14 protein-coding genes are annotated in these 18,201 nt (G+C 64.7%); 10 read left to right on the forward strand and 4 right to left on the reverse strand.

Annotated features, from left to right (window positions below; all coding sequences use genetic code 11):
• The first annotated feature begins 253 nt into the window (after positions 1-253).
• The 3 genes from ACIPV6_RS08900 to ACIPV6_RS08910 are packed head-to-tail and all read left to right on the forward strand — an operon-like array spanning position 254 to position 5,827.
• The gene (locus ACIPV6_RS08900; protein ID WP_397324774.1) at positions 254-799 is read left to right on the forward strand and encodes a WhiB family transcriptional regulator; all 546 of its coding nucleotides are present in this window, start codon (positions 254-256) and stop codon (positions 797-799) included.
• Positions 800-828: 29 nt separating this feature from the next.
• A complete protein-coding gene (locus ACIPV6_RS08905; protein ID WP_400270518.1) occupies positions 829-4,152 on the forward strand; it encodes a glycosyltransferase in 3,324 nt (1,107 codons plus the stop codon).
• The gene (locus tag ACIPV6_RS08910) at positions 4,145-5,827 is read left to right on the forward strand and encodes a DUF5719 family protein (protein WP_400270519.1); all 1,683 of its coding nucleotides are present in this window, start codon (positions 4,145-4,147) and stop codon (positions 5,825-5,827) included. The genes ACIPV6_RS08905 and ACIPV6_RS08910 overlap by 8 nt, the downstream gene beginning before the upstream one ends.
• Positions 5,828-5,849: 22 nt before the next feature.
• On the opposite strand, the gene ACIPV6_RS08915 is transcribed toward ACIPV6_RS08910, so the two are convergent.
• Positions 5,850-6,368, reverse strand: coding sequence for a metallopeptidase family protein (locus tag ACIPV6_RS08915; RefSeq protein WP_400270520.1), 519 nt, complete (start codon positions 6,366-6,368; stop codon positions 5,850-5,852).
• A gap of 121 nt (positions 6,369-6,489) precedes the next feature.
• Here ACIPV6_RS08915 and ACIPV6_RS08920 point away from each other — a divergent pair, with 121 nt between their 5' ends.
• The 4 genes from ACIPV6_RS08920 (at position 6,490) to ACIPV6_RS08935 (ending at position 10,057) form a co-directional block, all read left to right on the forward strand.
• Entirely contained in the window at positions 6,490-6,897 is a 408-nt protein-coding gene (locus ACIPV6_RS08920; protein ID WP_400270521.1) for a DUF3499 domain-containing protein, read from the forward strand.
• Between the two features lie 113 nt (positions 6,898-7,010).
• Positions 7,011-7,199 carry a Trm112 family protein gene (locus tag ACIPV6_RS08925; RefSeq protein WP_397324783.1) on the forward strand — a complete coding sequence of 63 codons (189 nt, stop codon included), beginning with the start codon at positions 7,011-7,013 and terminating at the stop codon, positions 7,197-7,199.
• A 45-nt stretch (positions 7,200-7,244) separates the two neighbouring features.
• A complete protein-coding gene (gene ahcY / locus ACIPV6_RS08930) occupies positions 7,245-8,723 on the forward strand; it encodes an adenosylhomocysteinase (RefSeq protein WP_400270522.1) in 1,479 nt (492 codons plus the stop codon).
• 113 nt (positions 8,724-8,836) lie between these two features.
• The gene (locus ACIPV6_RS08935; RefSeq protein ID WP_400270523.1) at positions 8,837-10,057 is read left to right on the forward strand and encodes an Ig-like domain-containing protein; all 1,221 of its coding nucleotides are present in this window, start codon (positions 8,837-8,839) and stop codon (positions 10,055-10,057) included.
• Between the two features lie 76 nt (positions 10,058-10,133).
• On the opposite strand, the gene ACIPV6_RS08940 is transcribed toward ACIPV6_RS08935, so the two are convergent.
• The gene (locus ACIPV6_RS08940; protein WP_400270524.1) at positions 10,134-10,937 is read right to left on the reverse strand and encodes an RDD family protein; all 804 of its coding nucleotides are present in this window, start codon (positions 10,935-10,937) and stop codon (positions 10,134-10,136) included.
• Between the two features lie 118 nt (positions 10,938-11,055).
• Between ACIPV6_RS08940 and ACIPV6_RS08945 the strand changes: the two genes are divergently transcribed.
• Together ACIPV6_RS08945 and ACIPV6_RS08950 are read left to right on the forward strand one after the other, a co-directional pair.
• Positions 11,056-12,051 (forward strand): stage II sporulation protein M, encoded by a 996-nt coding sequence (locus ACIPV6_RS08945; RefSeq protein ID WP_400270525.1) that lies wholly within the window; start codon positions 11,056-11,058, stop codon positions 12,049-12,051.
• A gap of 139 nt (positions 12,052-12,190) precedes the next feature.
• Complete coding sequence (locus tag ACIPV6_RS08950; protein WP_400270526.1) at positions 12,191-13,357, forward strand: TIGR01906 family membrane protein; 1,167 nt, start codon at positions 12,191-12,193, stop codon at positions 13,355-13,357.
• 25 nt (positions 13,358-13,382) lie between these two features.
• Here the strand turns inward: ACIPV6_RS08950 and ACIPV6_RS08955 are convergent, their stop codons facing one another.
• Positions 13,383-15,215: an AMP-dependent synthetase/ligase gene (locus tag ACIPV6_RS08955; protein WP_400270527.1), complete on the reverse strand. Its 1,833-nt coding sequence runs from the start codon at positions 15,213-15,215 to the stop codon at positions 13,383-13,385.
• Between the two features lie 81 nt (positions 15,216-15,296).
• On the reverse strand, positions 15,297-17,096 hold the full coding sequence (locus ACIPV6_RS08960) for a dolichyl-phosphate-mannose--protein mannosyltransferase (protein WP_400270528.1): 1,800 nt from the start codon (positions 17,094-17,096) through the stop codon (positions 15,297-15,299).
• 112 nt (positions 17,097-17,208) lie between these two features.
• Here ACIPV6_RS08960 and rsmI point away from each other — a divergent pair, with 112 nt between their 5' ends.
• The gene (rsmI, locus tag ACIPV6_RS08965; protein WP_400270575.1) at positions 17,209-18,099 is read left to right on the forward strand and encodes a 16S rRNA (cytidine(1402)-2'-O)-methyltransferase; all 891 of its coding nucleotides are present in this window, start codon (positions 17,209-17,211) and stop codon (positions 18,097-18,099) included.
• Positions 18,100-18,201 lie beyond the last annotated feature (102 nt).

Here is an 18,201-nt window from a genome sequence, read left to right on the forward strand (position 1 = left end):
GTTCGGCTGATGTTCACGTGAAGTGATTCGGTGCTTCCGATTTCCCGGACCCGCGTTGTCGCGGCGGTGGAAAACGTTGGGCGTGGCGCATCCCACTTTTCTACAGATTCTTGATTATTATCCCGGCGCGGCTTGACTGGCGGGTAGTTACACACGTGTAATTAGTAATCAAACGCCGCTGCACAGATGACCGGGCACATGATCGGGAATCGGAAAACATCCAGGCAGCAGCTGCAAAATCAGGAGGGACGCCATGGGGCAAGCGTTGCGTATCCAGGAAGATGCAGTCGTCGCAGAACAAGCGTCGGTGAAGTACCGTTCGCGGGACGTGCCAGGGGACTGGTATGTGGATCCCGCGGACCCGGAAGCGGCAGAGAGATACAACCAAAACGTGCAGCAGACCTTGGAGGATCAGGCAACAGCCCTCCTCGCAGCACACGAAGCATTGATCGGCGATGTACCCGAGGGTCCGGACGATGACGTGGACGATCCTCCCATGGAGCTTCGCCGTCCGCTCGAAAACCCCGCGCAGCCGGTATGGATAGGACTTCCCAGCCAGGCGGACTTCGATGATGAAGGCGAACTTGGCTGGCAGACGGACGCCCTGTGCGCCCAGACGGACCCCGAGGCCTTCTTCCCAGAAAAGGGCGGCTCCACCAGGGACGCCAAGAAAGTCTGCGGTGCATGCAATGTCCGCTCCCAGTGCTTGGAATACGCCCTGGCGAATGATGAACGGTTTGGTATCTGGGGCGGGCTCTCCGAGCGCGAACGCCGTCGGCTGAGGAAGCGAGCAGTCTAATTCTTAAGGAAGTACACGTCACCGCCGTCGTGGTAGCCCACGACGGCGGGACCTATCTCCCCAGGACTTTGGCGGCACTGTCGAACCAGACGCGTTCGGCAGATGCCGCCATTGGCGTTGATACAGGATCCACGGACTTCTCAGCGGAGCTGCTCCGGGATGCGCTCGGCGATTCGAACGTGGTGGAACACCACCAGCCCAAGTCAGGCTTCGGTGCGGCTGTCCAAGCCGGCCTGCACCAGTTGGCTCCCGCAGGAGCGCACGGCAATGCGGACGTGGTGGAGTGGATCTGGCTCCTCCATGACGATGCCGCTCCTGCCCCCGATGCCTTGGCCGAGTTGTTGCTTGCTGTGGAGCGCACTACCTCGGTAACCATTGCCGGGTGCAAGCAGCTCGACTGGAACGACGAGCGCCGCCTGGTGGACGTGGGACTTTCCACGAGCCGCTGGGCCGAGCGGTTGACGCTGATCGATGCCGATGAAGTTGACCAAGGCCAATACGATCCGCGTTCGGATACGCTCGCCGTGAACTCCGCGGGCATGCTGATCCGGCGCGATGTGTGGGAACTCCTCGGAGGGTTCGATCCTGCGCTTCCCGGCAGCGGCGACGATGTTGACCTGTGCTGGCGCAACTGGCTGGCCGGCAACCGCGTGGTGGTGGTGCCCAGCGCACGGATGTTCCATGTCGAGAACAGGCCGAACGCCTTGGGCACGTCATCGGCAGCACGCAAGGCCCAGATCCATTTGCGGCTCAAGCACACACCATGGTGGAACGTCCCGTTCCAGGCCGTAGGCGCCCTGTTCGGCGCACTGGTCCGGCTGGTCCTGAGTATCCTGCTCAAGGAACCCGGCTATGGCTTCACCCAGTTCACCGCCACCCTTGCCGCGCTTGCACGGCCCGTGGCTGTAGCCCGTGCCCGTCGTTCAGCGGCCAGGACGCGCTGCCGGCAGCGGTCTTTGGTTCGCGGCCTGCAGAAGTCCTCGCGGGAGGTGCGTGCGCACAGGAGGTCGCTCCTTGAGGCCATCCGCCCGGCTGACGATCGCCAGGATACCTCCGACCTCCTGGCCGCCGAGCCCAGCGGCGACGCCGTTGACGACTTTGCCGCCTTGGCCACCAATGAACGCGGCTGGGTAGGGACCGGTGCCGCAGCAGCAGCGCTGACTGCCTTGGCAGCCGGCTTGATTGGCTTGCTTGGTCTGTTGCGCACCGGCGTAGTTGCCGGTGGCGGCCTACTACCCGTTTCTGAATCACTTGGCGACATGTGGGACAACGCCTCGGGCTGGTGGATCTCCTTGGGCGCCGGACTGCCCGGGCACGGGGACCCGTTCGGCTACGTCCTGTGGCTCCTCTCGCTGTTCGGCTGGGGCGATGGCAATTCAGCCATCACCTGGCTCCTGGTCCTGGCCATGCCCTTGTCCGCTGTGGGCGCCTGGTTTGCCGTGGGCGCGCTCACCAAGCGCCGCAGGTTCAGGACAGTTGCTGCCCTGGCCTGGGGCGGTGCACCGGCGCTGTTGATAGCCATCAACCAGGGCAGGTTGGGGGCCCTGCTGGCCCATCTGGTGATGCCTCTCCTTCTGCTGGCGCTGCTTCGGGCAACAGGGACGGCCATCGGCGGCACTGCCAGCCAGGCACCGTTCAGCCGGAGGCCGACGCCGGTCCGCGGGAAGCCGGGCATTAACGGGACACCATCGTGGACTGCTGCTGCAGCCGCCGGGCTCGCCATGGCTGTTGTGACCGCTGCGGCTCCATCGCTCCTGGCTCCCATTGCCGTGGCAATCGTTCTTGCTGCCGTCGTGCTCGGATCCCGTGGGAAAACGCTCTGGTGGTCGCTGCTACCCAGCCTGGTACTTTTTGTCCCTTACGCCGTCTCGGCGTTGGACCGTCCCCGCTCGCTGCTGGCCGATCCCGGCCTGCCGCTGGACTTCGCAGCCGCACCGCTGTGGCAGCAGATCCTGGGCCAGCCCCTTGCGTTCAAGCCCGACGGCGGCCTCACCGGACTTGCGCTGTTTGGGTCCGGTCCCGTGCCCTGGGCACTCTTGCTTGCCCTGCTGGTCAGTGCTCCAACGCTTCTGCTCGCAGTGGCGGCCCTCTTCCTGCCAGGAAAGCGTACGGCCCTGGCCCGCGTGTTCTGGCTGGTTGCTTTGGCCACCCTGGCCAGCAGCTGGTTGGTAGGACACGTGGCAACGGGCGTCAACGGCACCGCCCTGGTGGGTCCCTTCACCGGTCCGGCGGTGTCCGCCGCAGGAATGCTGTTCCTGGGAGCGGCGATGATCGGCGCGGACAGGATTTTCCTGGCGCCGCGATCCGCTCCGGACCCAACGCGCTGGAGATTTCCGTTGCGAGGCCTCGCGTCTGCCGTGACGGTGGCACTGTTGGTGGCTGGTCCGTTGGCGGCGATGGCTGCCTGGACAGCGCAGAACATCCTGCAGCCTTCCTCTGAAACCGGCGGTACGCCGGTGGCGGCCCCAGCAAACGGTTCCCTTGGCGCCAGCCGGTTGGTGGGCGCGGTGACCAGCGATACTTTGCCGGCCACCGCCGTCGACCGCGGTACGGGACCCGAGCGGACGCGAACGCTGGTAATCACCAGTGGTGAGCAGGGCTCGTTCACTTCGTCCCTCATGCGGGGTTCCGGAACCACGCTGGACAGTTTGTCCACCATCGCCTCAGCACGGACGATTATCGGGGCGCCGGGCCGCGAGGAGATTGTGACCGACGATTCCGCCACCGCTTCAGTGCGCCGCGCCGTGGCCACGATCGTGGCGAGCACCGGAGTTGATCCCCGTGCGGACCTGGAACAGTTAGGCGCCGGTTTTGTGGTCCTCAAGGCAGCGGACAGTGCGGCCCAATTGACGGCCAGCCGGATCGACGCCGTTCCCGGCCTGGTGGCCGTGGGACAAACGGACGCCGGATGGCTGTGGAGGGTGACTCCGCGGAACACCGGTGGCTCCACCGCTCCGGACACCATGAACCGGATCCGGATTGTTGACGCCAACGGGGCTGTGGTGGGCGCCTTGCCATCGGGCGATGTGGCCGTGGATGCCCAGGTGCCCGCCGGTAAAGAGGGCAGGAAAGTGGTGCTGGCCGAGCGCTCAGACCAAGGTTGGAGCGCCTCGCTGGACGGCCGGGCGTTGACATCAACGTCGTCCGGCTGGGCCCAGGCCTTCGAGCTCCCTGCCACTGGTGGAACGCTGGAAATTCGCTACACGGCTCCGTGGGCGCTGTGGTTCGGAATCCTCCAGGCCGTTGTCTTCGGCCTCACGGCGCTGCTTGCGGTTCCCGTCCCCGCCCGCCGTTCGCGCACCGGCATGTCGAGGGATGAAGTTTCCCTCCGTAAGGAGTACAGCAGTGTCTGACGACCAGAAAAACGGCGTCGAAAGAGCTACGGAGCACGGAAAGCCACGGGCGGAAACCGCCAAAGCTCCCAAGCCGCCCAAGGAGCGTGCTGGAAGCCGGCGGAGTTCCAACAAGGGAATCGTCACGGGCGTGTTGTCCGCCGTCGTCATCCTGGCCGCCTGTGGCGGCGCGGTGGCGGCCGCAGGCATGGTTCCAGGACCATCCGGCGGGACCAACCTCGAAGCCCGCCAGGCAGACGTCCCTGCGGGCCGCTCCCTGGGCGTTTGCCCCGAGCCGGCGCGGCTGGTCACGGGCACGGAGGTAGGAACGGACGCGCAGTTCAGCCCGGTCTCCACTACTGCAACCAGCGCCCTGAATGCCGTGGTCCTCAGCAACCCGGCCGGAACCGTCCCCGGCAGCAGCATCACGGCACTGGGCGGGAAGAAGGTGGCCCAGATTGCCAAAGCCCCCACCAGCACGCCATCGCCCACGCCTGGACCGCCTGTGCTGGCCGCAGCGGCGGCATCTGTCAGCCCGGTGGATTCGCCAACGGTGGTAGGCGCCGACCCCATAGGCAACGAAAAGGCCTCGCTGTCGGCGAACCTTAGTTACTCCGCCACGGACGGCGACCTCCGGGGATTGGCCGCTGCGCAGTGCCAACAGCCCGGCAACGATGCCTGGCTCCTGGGCTCAAACACCTCCTTGGGCCGAACCGCAGTCCTGAACCTGAGCAACGCCTCCGAGACTCCGGCCACCGTCAACCTGGACCTCTTTGGTCACCAGGGGCAGATCCAGGCGCCCGGCGCCCGAGGGCTCCTGATTGCCCCGGGAACAACCCGCTCGGTCAACCTCGCAGGCCTCGCGCCGAACGAATCCGATTTGGCGGTCCACCTGCGCAGCACCGGCGGCCCCGTGGCCGGAACCATCCAACAAAGCGTCCTGCGTGGGCTGGTTCCCGGTGGCGTCGACTTCCTGTCGCCAGGAGCCGCACCATCCAACCTCCAGGTGATGACCGGCGTCGATATCCAGGACGCGACGGCGCTGAAGGCGCTGGGCGGCAAATCGGGCTTCAGCGACGCGGTCCCGGCCCTGCAGATTGCCGTTCCGGGGTCCACGGATGCTGTGGTCCAAGTGAAGCTTTACGGGGCCAATGGCGAGCGGCAGCTTCCCAACGGGGGAGTGGTCACCGTCAAGGGTGGCACCGTCGCCAGCCTGGACCTGGACGGAGTGCCCGCGGGAAGCTACACCGTGACCGCAAGTTCCGATGTTTCCTTCGTGGCCTCCACACGTATTGCACGCGGAGCCAAGGCCGAGTCACCCACCGACTTTGCCTGGTCGCCGTCGTCCGCTCGGCTGGGCAGCCAGCATCTGGTGGCGGTTCCCCGCTCGGGCCAGCGCTTCTTCAGCTTCGGCGTTCCGGAGGGGCGGGCAAGCGTCAGTTACGCACCTGTCACCGCCGATGGGAAAGTGGGGAAGTCCATGGACATCGACATCTCCGGAGGAACCACCTCGCTGATTGAACTCCCCGTAACCGCGGACGGTGGCACAGTGGCGGGCTTTGTTGTTTCGGCATCCGGCGATCCCGTCTACGGAGCCATGCTGCTGGGCACCAAGGACCGTGCCGACGTTTCCCTGCTGGCTATCCAGGACGCTGCTGCCGGACTGGAGAAAGTTCCGGTCACGGTGGGCTATTGAGCCCAGGCGTGCTGGTGATGGCTTACTGGTAACGCCGCCGGTATACGGGATCCAGCGTCTCCGGCGGCACTCCGAGCATTTCGGCGGTGTACTCCACCACGACGTCATGGACCAGGTCCTGGAGTTCTTCCTTGGTTCCGGCGGTTTGTTCAACCACGCGCCGGTACACGGTGATCATGGGAGCTTCACCCCGGACACCGGGAGTGTAGGCTCCCATCGGTGCCGGCGTTGCGGAGGCCACCAGTTCTTCGAGGTTTGGCGGTATTTCATCCACGGCGAAGAGCACACCGTCCAATTGCTTGCCCCACATGTCCTGCAGGCGTTCCGCGGAATCCAGCACAAGGTCATCGAAGCGTTCGGAGCGCGAGCGGAAACCGGGCAGGTTGGGAAGCATGAGGTCCCCTCGCAGCCCCCGACCGTGACGGTTGCGCCGGCGCGTCCTGAAGCCCTTGGCCTTAGCCGCGGCATGGTCCGGTTGACCGGCGGCTTCGGCGTCTGTCCACCTGATGGAGAAGCCAGGAACATGTGGCTGTGACTGCATATATCGACTGTAGTCCCGGGAATCCGCCAGCGCGACATCACGGGCAGCACCGCGCCGGCCGTGGAACCGCAGGGCAGAATCCATGCGGCCACACGCTGTCAATGCAGGGTCCAGGGGCCACATGCGGCTAATCTGGGATGTTGTGGGTGCTATTCGCCAGTGTTCCAGATCCGCTTGCCGCCAGTCCGCGGTAGCTACCTTGACGTACGTGTACGCCGAGTCGACCGCCGTGCTCGGTCCTTTGGCGACCTACGCAGAACCCCACGCCTACGACCTGTGTGCGCAGCACGCCGAAACCCTGACGGTTCCCCGCGGTTGGGAAGTCCTGCGGCTGGCCATGCCCAGCTCGCCTCCCGAGCCGGGACCCGACGACCTCCTGGCGCTTGCCAACGCCGTTCGCGAGGCTGCCTCCAATGCCAATTCCGTTCCGGATACGTCCACGCGGCAGCACCGCCAGCCCGTGGAACCACCCGCTGCGGTTGAGGGAACGCGACGCGGGCATTTGCGGGTTCTCCGCGAGCCTTCCTGACCGGACGCAAAACGTCGCCGGCTCCGAAGGGCCTGCCCCGGCGCGGTAGGCTGGAGGCTGCAGATAAGTCCGCCAGCGGCGCCATGCCCGGCGCCACCCAGGGAGCATCATCCATGCCAAAGGTCAGTCCTGAATTGTTGTCCATCCTGCGTTGCCCGGTGACTGGTTCACCGCTGGTCCAGGAGGGTGAGGAACTCGTGTCCACCGAGGCTGCTGACACTGGAGAAAAGCTGCGCTACGCGATCGAGGACGGCATCCCGCTCCTCTTGCCTCCGGACCTTCTTGCCGCCGCGAACGCCTGACAGCGCCCCAGACACCAAACGCACACGGTCTACCTAAGGACACCCATGACTTTCGACTACAAAGTGGCTGACATTTCGCTTGCCGAGGCCGGCCGACACCAGATCCGCCTGGCCGAACATGAAATGCCGGGCCTCATGTCCCTGCGCGCCGAGTTCGGCGCCTCGCAGCCGCTCAAGGGCGCCCGCATCGCCGGTTCGCTGCACATGACGGTCCAGACGGCAGTGCTGATCGAGACCCTCACGGCGCTCGGTGCTGAGGTCCGCTGGGCTTCGTGCAACATCTTCTCCACCCAGGACGAGGCAGCTGCCGCCGTCGTGGTTGGCAAGGGCACAGCCGAAGACCCGCAGGGTGTCCCGGTGTTCGCTTGGAAGGGCGAAACCCTGGAGGAGTACTGGTGGACTGCCGAACAGATCCTCACCTGGCCTGGCGCAGACGCCAACCCCGAATTGGGTCCGAACATGATTCTCGACGACGGCGGTGACGCGACGCTGCTGCTGCACAAGGGCGTGGAGTTCGAGGCTGCAGGCGCTGTTCCTGGGGCCACGGAAGACGACCCCGAGGAATACCACCTCATCCTTGACCTGCTCCGCCGCGCCCTCGCCGATGACCCGCAGAAGTGGACGCGTATTGCTGCACGGATCGAGGGCGTCACCGAGGAGACCACCACGGGCGTGCACCGCCTGTACCAGTTGGCAGAGCAGGGCAAGCTCCTCTTCCCGGCCATCAACGTCAACGACTCCGTCACCAAGAGCAAGTTCGACAACAAGTACGGCATCCGCCACTCACTGCCCGACGGCATCAACCGCGCCACGGATGTCCTCATGGGCGGCAAGGTCGCCGTCGTTTGTGGCTATGGCGACGTCGGCAAGGGTGCTGCGGAAGCGCTGCGTGGCCAGGGTTCCCGCGTGGTGGTGACCGAGATCGACCCCATCTGTGCGCTGCAGGCCGCCATGGACGGCTACCAGGTTGCCAAGCTGGAATCCGTGCTGGCCCAGGGCGACATCTTCATCACCACCACCGGCAACAAGGACGTGATCCTTGCAGAGCACATGGTTGGCATGAAGAACAAGGCGATCGTGGGCAACATCGGCCACTTCGACAACGAGATCGACATTGCCGGCCTCGCCAAGGTTGAGGGCGTCAAGAAGGTGGAGATCAAGCCCCAGGTCCACGAGTGGGTCTTCGACTCCGGAACCACCAACGAGCGCTCCATCATTGTCCTGTCCGAGGGCCGCCTGCTGAACCTGGGCAATGCCACGGGCCACCCGTCGTTCGTGATGAGCAACTCCTTCGCCAACCAGACCATCGCGCAGATCGAGCTCTGGACCAAGAGGGACCAGCCCGAGGGTGAGCGCGAGTACGAAAAGCAGGTCTACGTCCTTCCCAAGATCCTCGACGAGAAGGTGGCGCGCCTGCACCTGGACGCCTTGGGCGTGGAGCTCACTGAACTGAGCAAGGAACAAGCCGCCTACCTTGACCTGGACGTTGCCGGACCGTACAAGCCGGAGCACTACCGCTACTAGGGCGAAAACCCCTTCGACGGAAGCGAAAGGCCGGACGCGTACCGTGCGTGTCCGGCCTTTCGGCTAAAATTGGGTGTTCAGTATTGCTTGCCGGGGGACAGGAAGACAGGGCCATGACGGAAGTCGCCAAGCGGAAGACTGGCAAGATCCTTGCCATCGTGGGGATCTGCGCTGCCATTGCCGCGGGCGGAATCGGAGTTGCAACCGTTCCGGGCCTGTTGGCCGGTTCCGGGCAAAACCAGGCGGGAACCGCTCCGTCGACTCCGGCTCCCGAGGCCAAGCCCGTGGAATTGGGGGTCACGCCGCTGGATGGCGCGGTTGAGTGGAACCCTGTGGTTGGTCCGCAAGTGAAGGCTGTCAACGGCAAGGTCAAGGATGTGGTCCTCGCTCCTGTTGGCGGTGGCATGCCTGTTCCCGGCAAGACCAGCGCCGACGGCAGCACGTGGACCACCCTGGAAGTCCTGAAGTTCAAGACGCAGTACAACTACTCCTTCACCGTAGTGGACACCGCGGGCAAGGAGACGAAGAAGACCCAGACCTTCACCACGGTATCCGCCGCCTACGAAGCCGATGCTTCCATCTATCCACGGAACGGTTCGGTGGCGGGATCGGGCCAGCCCATCGAGATCAACTTCAGCGAGCCGGTGCTGGACAAAGCCGCAATGGAGAAGCGGGTGGGCATTACCGTATCCTCCGGGCAGCCCGTGGCGTGGCACTGGTACTCGGACAAAAAGGTCCGCATCCGGCCCGAGGCTTTCTGGGCATCGGGAAGTACTGTCACTGTGGACATGAAGCTACTGGGGGTGGACTTCGGCAACGGCATGATCGGCAACGGGAATGTCACTTCCACCTTCACCACCGGACCCCAGCGCATTGCGGTGGTGGATGACACCACCAAGACCATGAATGTGTACATCAACGGACAGTTGGAGCACACTGCCCCTGTCTCGCTCGGCGGGGAGGACTGGCTCTCGCCCACGGGCTATGCAGTAATCATGGAGCAGGAACGCCACTCGAACTTCAACGCTGGAACCATCGGCCTCAAGCCCGGCGACAAAGGGTACTACCCGCCTCTGGTTGTGGAGTACGCCAACCGCCTGACCTGGTCCGGAGTGTATGTCCACCAGGCGCTGGAAGCTGCGTGGGGGGCCATTGGCAGGGTCAACGTGTCCCACGGATGCGTTGGTTTGCTGCCCGAGGACGCCGCGTGGTTCTTCAACACCATGAAGACCGGCGATGTAGTGCAGATCCTGAATACCGGCGCACCGCCGGTTGAACCCCTTGAAGGCTTCGGGGACTGGAACATTCCCTGGGCGAGCTACGCGCAGCGCTAGCAGGTCAACGCCGCGGACGGAACGGTGCCACGCTCATCCCGGCGCGGCTTGAACGGCCCGGGCATTGGGGTGACCGTCAGCGTTCCGTGAACGGAAGCTTTCGCAGTCTTTCGCCAACGGCAACGTTGTGTTGCTCCGCTTGCCGCAGCCGGACAAACTCGCGGTTCCTCCGCTCGCCGAGGACTGCCCCGATGTAATCCGCGGGGTTGGTTCCGGGTGGCGGGGGAGGAGCGACGTAGCGCGACAACTCGGACGCCAAAGCGATGGCCATGTTGTTCCGCGAAACGGGGGCCATCCGGTATGCGTGCTGGACGAAAGTGCCGGCTCTGCGGGCCGTGGCGTCCGGGACGCGGCCAATGTCAGCCATGGCCACCCAGCCCTGGAGGTACGGAGGGGCCGTGGCCAGGATGTGCGGTTCGGCAGGGACGCGGAGACGCAACGAGTAGGTTCCGGCGACAATATCGCCCAGTCGCTTGGACTTCTCGTTGAACAAGGCCACGCCGATTGCCAGGCCACCAAAGGTCAGGTAGATCTCCAGGAATCCGAGCAGCCCCCGGATCACTGCGTGCCTGAACCGGATGGCGCCGCCGTCGTCGCGGACGATCCTCAAGCCAGCAGCAAGCTTGCCCAGGGAGCGCCCCCGGGTGAGGGTCTCCACGGTCACCGGAACAATGACGAAAGTAAAGACCACAGCTGCCAGGATCATGGCCCGCATGGCGGCCTCATCAACATCGCTGGCGGCCGCTCCAAGGAGGACTATCAGGAGGATCAGCAGGAGGATGTGCGCGACGACATCGATGATCAGTCCCAAGGCACGTGCGGCGAACGAGGCTGGGCGCAACTCAAGGACAACGGCCTCGCCTGTGATGATCGAACTCAAGCCGTCCCCCGGTCCATAGTGCTGACAGGCACTCCTGCGGCGGGCCAAGAACACCCACTTCACCGAGTCTAGCGGCGCTCCTGCCTCCACGGGCCATGTCACGGGCTAGGGTGGTGCCGTGGACATCGATGCCTTCTCAGCCGTCAACCAGGACAAATGGTCACGGCTGACGTACCTGGCCCAGAAGCGGCGGCTTTCCGGAACCGAAGCCGATGAGCTGCTGCGCCTCTACCAGACGGTATCCGCCCACCTGTCCCTGATTCGTTCCGTGGCGCCGGAGACGGCCTTGTCGTCGTCGTTGTCGGCGGCGCTTGCGCAGGCCCGCACAAGGTTCACCGGTGCGCGGTCCAATTTCATGGAGGACCTGGCCCGCTTTTTCGTCATCTCGCTCCCAGCCGCCTTCTACCGGGTCCGCTGGCTCACCGTGTGGTGCGGGGTTTTCTTTGTCCTGGTTGGCGGTGCCTACGCCTGGTGGATCGGCACCTCGCACGAGGCTTTGCGCGCGGTTTACGGAAGCGATGCGAGCATCCGCCAGTACGTCGAGGACGACTTCATCGATTACTACTCCGAGAACCCCGCCGCCTCCTTTGCCGGAGCGGTGTGGACCAACAACGCCTGGATATCCGCCCAGGCCGTGGCATTTGGCGTCACCGGATTCTGGGTGCCGATGATCCTGTTCCTCAACGCCCAGGGGGTGGGCGTGGCCGCGGGCGTGTTTGCCGCGTCCGGCAAGCTGGACGTCTTCTTCAGCTACATCCTCCCGCACGGCCTGATGGAACTCACAGCGGTCTTCATCGCCTGCGCCGCCGGACTGAAGATTTTCTGGGCGATGGTCCAGCCGGGACCGCGAACGCGCTTGCAGGCCGTAGCCGATGAGGGGCGTTCGCTGGTGACCGTCGCGCTGGGGCTGGTCCTGGTGCTGCTGGTTTCCGGCGTCGTGGAGGCGTTCGTGACACCGAGTCCGCTTCCTGTCTGGGCGAAGATCGCCATCGGTGCCCTGGTCCTTGCCGGCTATTGGGTCTACACGCTCCTTCTGGGCGGCCGGGCTGCCCGCGCCGGAGAGACCGGCGACCTGGACGCCAACGACGCCGGATACCGCGGCATTTCGGCGTAGCACCTTACAGTTACGTTTCAATCCGGCCACAGGCGGGGTGGCTCCTGTCTCGGTGCATGGGCGGACTGTAGGCTCGAAAGCAGACAAGAATGCCGGCAGACCCCAACCGCCGGTGGATGCCTACGGAAGTGAAACCGCTGTGAGCGACAAGAGCCCGAAACCACAAGAACCGGACACGGACGTCCATGACGATCCCGATGAGCCGGCTTTCGACTGGATGAAGCCCAAAGCCTCCGGTGGCGCGTCTCCAGCCGCCGGGTCCGCCGCTGCTTCCGCTTCCAAGGCTTCTGCTGCTCCCGCGACCTCCACGGGCGGACAGCCACGCACAGCGGCTGTCAGCCAGCCATCGACGCCGGCCGCTGGCCAGCCCGGGAGCCGTGCCGACCGGAAGGCGGCAGAAGCTGCCGACGCCGAGCCGGAGCCGCCACTTTTCGCGGACACCGTTGCGGGCCGCCCCTCGCACTATTCGGAACCGTTGCCGACGTCGGCCCTTTCCGTCCGTCCTCCCGAGGAGGAAGTGGCGCGGCGGAATGCCGAGCGCGAGCAGGCCGCAAAGGTGAAGCCGATCGGTCCTCGGGTTTTCCAGGTCCTGCTGGCGGTGTTCTACCCTGTGATCCTGCTGGTCCTCGCCGTCCGGGCCGTGACCAGCCCACTGTTCCTTTGGGTGGAGTACAACCGCCCGGGATTCCCCGGTGACGGCTACGGCTTCAGCACCGACGACCGCATGACTTACGGATCCTACGCCGTGGACTACCTCAGCAACTGGGCCGGGCCACGGTACCTCGGCGGTTTGGTCAACCAGGACGGCGCCAAACTGTTCAAGGATTCCGAAGTCTCGCATATGGCCGATGTCAAAGTGGTCATGCTGTCCTCGTTCGGTGCTGGCCTGCTGCTCATCATCCTCAGCATCATCGCCATCATCTACCTCCGGAAGCGGAGCGCCGGCGGTGTGCGCCGGGGGCTGTTTGCCGGATCCATCGTGACGCTCGTGATCATCATCGGCCTGGCGGTGCTGGCCGTGCTTAGCTGGCAGCAGTTCTTCACGGAGTTCCACCGGATATTCTTCGCCAACGGCACCTGGACGTTCTCACTGGAAGACACCCTGATCCGCTTGTTCCCGGGACAGTTCTGGTCGGACGCCGGAATAGTAATCGGGGGGCTGGTCTTCCTGGCCGCGACGCTGACGTTCATCTTCACGTGGCCAACCCGCCGGCGTCGTGGCGTGGCCACCGAGCCCGCGGCCGACGCTGATGCCGCGGAGCAGGACGAAGAGCCGGCATCCCAGGAAGAGGTTGTCCGCCGCTAAGCCGATTGCCTTCCAGGTGGTGGCTTTACTTCGCGTAGAGCCTGTCCACCAAGGGTGAGAAGTCGTTGACCACAGCCGCTCGCTTCAGCTTCAGCGAGGGCGTGAGGTGGCCCGATTCGATGCTGAGCCCGGCATTGATGAACTCGAACTTCCGGATCGACTCGGCTGCCGAGACCAGCTTGTTGGCCTCGTCGACGGCGGACTGCACGGCCGCCCGCACGCGTGCGTCAGCAGCGGCCTCCTGGAGGGACAGGGCTCCGGTTTTGTTCTCGGCGCACCAGTCGGCAAGCCCCTCAGGGTCCAGGGACACGAGGGCTGCGACAAAGGGACGACCGTCGCCGACCACCACGGCCTGGCCTACGAGTTGGTGTTCGCGGAGCTTTTCCTCCAAGGGCGCCGGCGCTATGTTCTTCCCTCCGGCCGTTACCAGGAGGTCCTTCTTGCGGCCCGTAATGGTAAGGAAACCGTCCTGGTCCAGCTCACCGAGGTCTCCGGTGCGGAAGAACCCGTCAACGAACGCCTCTTCGGTCGCAGCTGGATTGGCGTGGTATCCCTTGAATACTCCGATGCCTTTGACCAGCACTTCGCCATCGCTGGCCACACGGATGGTGGTGCCGGGCAGGGGGATTCCTACAGTGCCGATGCGGGACATGGTGGGCGTGTTCACGGTGCAGGGCGCAGTGGTTTCCGTGAGGCCGTACCCTTCCAGGACGGGAACGCCCGCGCCGTGGAAGAAGTGGTTTTCCCGAAGGCTCAGGGGGCTGGCACCGGAGACGGTGTAACCGACCTCCCCACCGAACACCTCGCGGACCTTCGGGTAGAGGAGTCTGTTGAACACGGCGTGCTTCATCCGCAGAAGCAGCCCCGGGCCCTTTCCCTGCCCACGCGAGGCGAGATCCACCGCCGTCGAATACTCAACAGCGGTGGCCGAAGCGGCTGAGAAAAGTGCCGACTTGCCGCTCATGGCCGCCTTGTGGCCGGCGCCGGCGTACACCTTCTCGAAGATACGTGGCACGGCCAGGAGGAAGGTGGGCTTGAACGCGCCGAGGTCCGCCATGAGGCCGCTGGCACCGGCACTGTGGCCCAGGGTGACACCGGCTGAGAGGCACACCACCTGCACGGCACGGGCCAACACATGGGCCAGGGGCAGAAACATCAAGGTACGGGCGTCCTGCTGCATGAGCAGCTGCGGAAGGAAAGGGATGACGTTCCTGGCCACCAGCACAAAATTTCCGTGCGTGATTTCGCACCCCTTGGGTTTGCCCGTGGTCCCGGAGGTATAGACGATGGACGCGACGTCGGCCAGGGTTGCGGCGCTGCGTTGCCGTTCCAGCTCCGTGTCCGTAATACCGCTTCCGACGGCGGCCAGGCTGGTCAGGTTGGGCACCTCGCCTTCGTGCTCCATCCGGATGATGGTCACGGGATCGTCGCCCAGGGCGGCCGACTTGTCCACGACGCTGCGGACCAATTCAGCCTTGCCGGTGTCCTCGACGAAGATTCGGCGGGCGCCGGAGTCCACCAGAATCCACTCGATCTGGCTCGGCGAGGATGTCTCATAGATGGGCACGGTGACACCGCCCGCCATCCAGATGGCGAAGTCCACCATGGTCCACTCAAAGCTTGAGTGGGAGAGGACGGCTACGGGATCACCGGCGTTGAGGCCACCGGCAATCAGTCCTTTGGCCAGAGCGTTGACGTCGGCCTGGAAACGGGAGGCATTGACGTTCAACCAGCCATTGGCGGTCTTGTGCGCGTAGAGCGTCCCGAACGGGTCCTTGGAACACCGTTCCAACAGGAGGTCCGTGACATTGCTGTTCTCATCGGCCTCGACCAGAAGCTCCGTGCTTGCTTCCCTCACGACCCTCCTCATTTCCTTGCCTTTGCTGCGCACTGCGGGGGCCTTCCGGCCGGCCCTGGTGAATTCCCTCCATGGATCAGCCTAGATCCACGAAGGCATCCACATCCGCATCCGCCAGTCCTGGTAGCTGATCACTTCGGCCGTCAATACCGGGTAGAAGAAGGCAGTGGCAATGACGGCCAGCACCACGATGAGCGCCACGATGTAGAGGCCGGATCTGCGCCGCCAAGGTGGATCGCTGCTCCGGCCAAGCGCCAAGCCCAGTACGTACGTCAAGCCCAGCACCAGGAAGGGTTCAAAGGACACCGCGTAGAAAATGAACATGGTGCGTTCGGGGTACATGAACCACGGAAGGTAGCCGGCAGCAACGCCGGCCAGGATGGCACCGGCCCGCCAATCCCTGCGCCCGGCCCACCAGAACAACAGGATCACCAGGGCGATGGTTCCGCCCCACCACACCACGGGGTTGCCGACCGGAAGGATAGCCGAGGAACAGGTCTCCACCACGCATCCGGCTGTTCCCTGTTTGGGCGACTGGTAGTAGAACGACGTTGGCCGGCCCATGATGAGCCACGTCCAAGGGCTGGATTCGTAGGGGTGGTCCGAGGACAGGCCCTGGTGGAACTTGTAGGCCTCCAGGTGGTAGTGCGCCAAGGAACGGACGGGGTTGGGCAGCCAGTCCCAGCCGGGGGCCGGGTTGGTGGCGGCCCACTGCCTGTAGTACGCGTCCTTGGACAGGAACCAACCCGTCCAAGTGGCGACATACGTGGCGCACATGATGGGAATGATGGTGACGAACGCCGCGAGCCCGTCCTTGATGATGGAAGCGCTTGGCCAGCTTCGGATCCCGGCAACGCGGCGGGCGTTCATGTCCCAGAAAACGGTCATGAGGCCGAAGGCAACCACGAAGAAGAGGGCCGACCATTTGGTCCCGACGGCAAGCCCCAGGCATATCCCGGCCACGAGCCGCCACCAGCGCATGCCCAGCCATGGGCCGGAGAGCAGTTGGACGGGGGAGGGCCGGCCATCTCGTGAAGCAGCCGCTTGCGCGGCAAGCCGGGAAGCAAGACGACGGCGGCCGTCGTCGCGGTCCAACAGCAGGGCACCAAAAGCCGCGAAAATCCAGAAAGCAAGGAAGATGTCCAACAAGGAGGTCCGCGACAACACCAGATGGTGGCCATCGACGGCAAGGAGGAGCCCGGCGACCAGGCCGAGTATGTGGGAACGGAACAGCTTCAGCGCGATGAGCGAGATCAGGAAGACCGTGAGTGTTCCGGTCAGGGCAGCCCCGAACCGCCAGCCGAAGGGGTTGTCCGAACCGAACAGCCACATGCCGAAGGCGATCATCCACTTGCCCACTGGCGGGTGCACCACGTACTCGGGAGTGTTCAGGAGGACGTCCGGATTGCCGATGTTGAACGAATCGTTGGCTTTGGCCGGCCAACTGCGTTCATAGCCGCTCACCAGGTAGGAGTAGGCGTCCTTGACGTAATACGTCTCGTCGAAGACCAGGCTGTGGGGTGCGTCCAGCCGGTAGAAGCGAAGGATGCCCCCGAGTGCCGCCGTCAGGGTGGGGATCAGCCAGAACCACAGGCGCAACGACGGCGGGTAGTCCCGCCAACTCTGGATGCTGCCAATGAGCCGGGACCGCAAGGCCTCCGCGGTGAACGCCTCAGCCGGACGCTCAATCCAGCGGTGGCCTTCCAAGCCACGCCTTTGTCCACGATCGCCGGGGCTGCGCCGCCCAGGGGGCCGCCAAGCGGTCAGTTTACTTACCGTTTGTCCGCCAGCAGCACCCTGTGCCGTCTCTTCGGTCTCTGCAGGCGAGGACGGCATCCCGGGAGTTCCGGAAGCTGTTGCTGGGACGGGCGACTGGTTCACCCGCCCATGCTACCTTTCGATGCTTGGTGCGAAGCCGGAATGCCTCGCGGGACGGCCCGGGCATTAGGCTTGGCAGGTGGACGAAGAACGCAGTGTGCCGGCCGAAGCCCCCTTGGATGACGACTTTCCCGACGAGGAGCTCAAGGTGCCGGTCCCCGGCGGGACCTCCGGAATCGGAAGGATCGTCCTGGCCGCTACCCCCATTGGCAACGTGGGCGACGCTTCCTCCCGTTTGATCGAGCTCCTGGGCACCTCGGACATCATCGCGGCCGAGGATACCCGGCGCCTGCATCGTTTGGTTCAGGCGCTTGGGGTCCAGGTCACCGGCAGGGTCATCAGCTACCACGAACACAATGAGGTGGCGAAGACCGGCGACCTGTTGGAACAGGTCCGCGCGGGCAAGAACATCCTCATGGTCAGCGATGCGGGAATGCCTGCGGTCTCCGACCCCGGGTTCCGGTTGGTTGAAGGCGCTGTGGCGGCCGGGCTGACGGTGACGGCAGTGCCCGGGCCTTCGGCTGTGCTGACCGCCCTGGCGTTGTCCGGGCTGCCAACAGACCGTTTCTGCTTCGAGGGCTTCCTGCCCCGTAAATCCGGGGAGCGCAGTTCCCGGCTGGGGGAGTTGGCTGACGAGCGTCGCACCATGGTGTTCTTCGAAGCTCCCCACCGGCTGGAAGCCATGCTGCGTGCCTTGCACGAACGTTTTGGGCCGGACCGCCCTGGAGCCGTCTGCCGGGAACTGACCAAGACCTACGAAGAAGTGATTCGTGGATCTATGCGGGAACTCTTGGAGTGGGCGGAGGCCAACGAGGTCCGGGGCGAGATCGCCGTGGTGGTCGGTGGTGCACCTGAACAGGCGCCTGCCAAGCCTGAGGACCATGTTGCTGCCGTCAATGAGCTGGTTTCCCAGGGTATCCGCCTGAAGGAGGCCGTTGCGGCGGTGGCCGACGATGCGCGCATCAGCAAGCGGGAACTGTACGCGGCGGTACTCGCAGCGCGCTGACGCACTCCTGTGCAGTTGCACAAATTGGAAGGCTCAGGGCAGTGCGCGAAGGCGTAGACACTCCTTCCGGCCGGGCAGTACCGTGGCAGTAATTCAAGCCAC

It is taken from the genome of Paenarthrobacter sp. NPDC089988 (assembly GCF_044748465.1).
In the GTDB taxonomy this organism is placed as follows: Bacteria; Actinomycetota; Actinomycetes; order Actinomycetales; family Micrococcaceae; genus Arthrobacter.

Bases quoted from the DNA above. Each gene is read 5' to 3' on its own strand.
- ACIPV6_RS08920 (WP_400270521.1), top strand. From the start codon at position 6,490: ATGCGGCTAATCTGGGATGTTGTGGGTGCTATTCGCCAGTGTTCCAGA.
- ACIPV6_RS08900 (WP_397324774.1), top strand. From the start codon at position 254: ATGGGGCAAGCGTTGCGTATCCAGGAAGATGCAGTCGTCGCAGAACAA.
- ACIPV6_RS08925 (WP_397324783.1), top strand. From the start codon at position 7,011: ATGCCAAAGGTCAGTCCTGAATTGTTGTCCATCCTGCGTTGCCCGGTG.
- ACIPV6_RS08915 (WP_400270520.1), bottom strand. From the start codon at position 6,368: ATGCAGTCACAGCCACATGTTCCTGGCTTCTCCATCAGGTGGACAGAC.
- ahcY (WP_400270522.1), top strand. From the start codon at position 7,245: ATGACTTTCGACTACAAAGTGGCTGACATTTCGCTTGCCGAGGCCGGC.
- ACIPV6_RS08935 (WP_400270523.1), top strand. From the start codon at position 8,837: ATGACGGAAGTCGCCAAGCGGAAGACTGGCAAGATCCTTGCCATCGTG.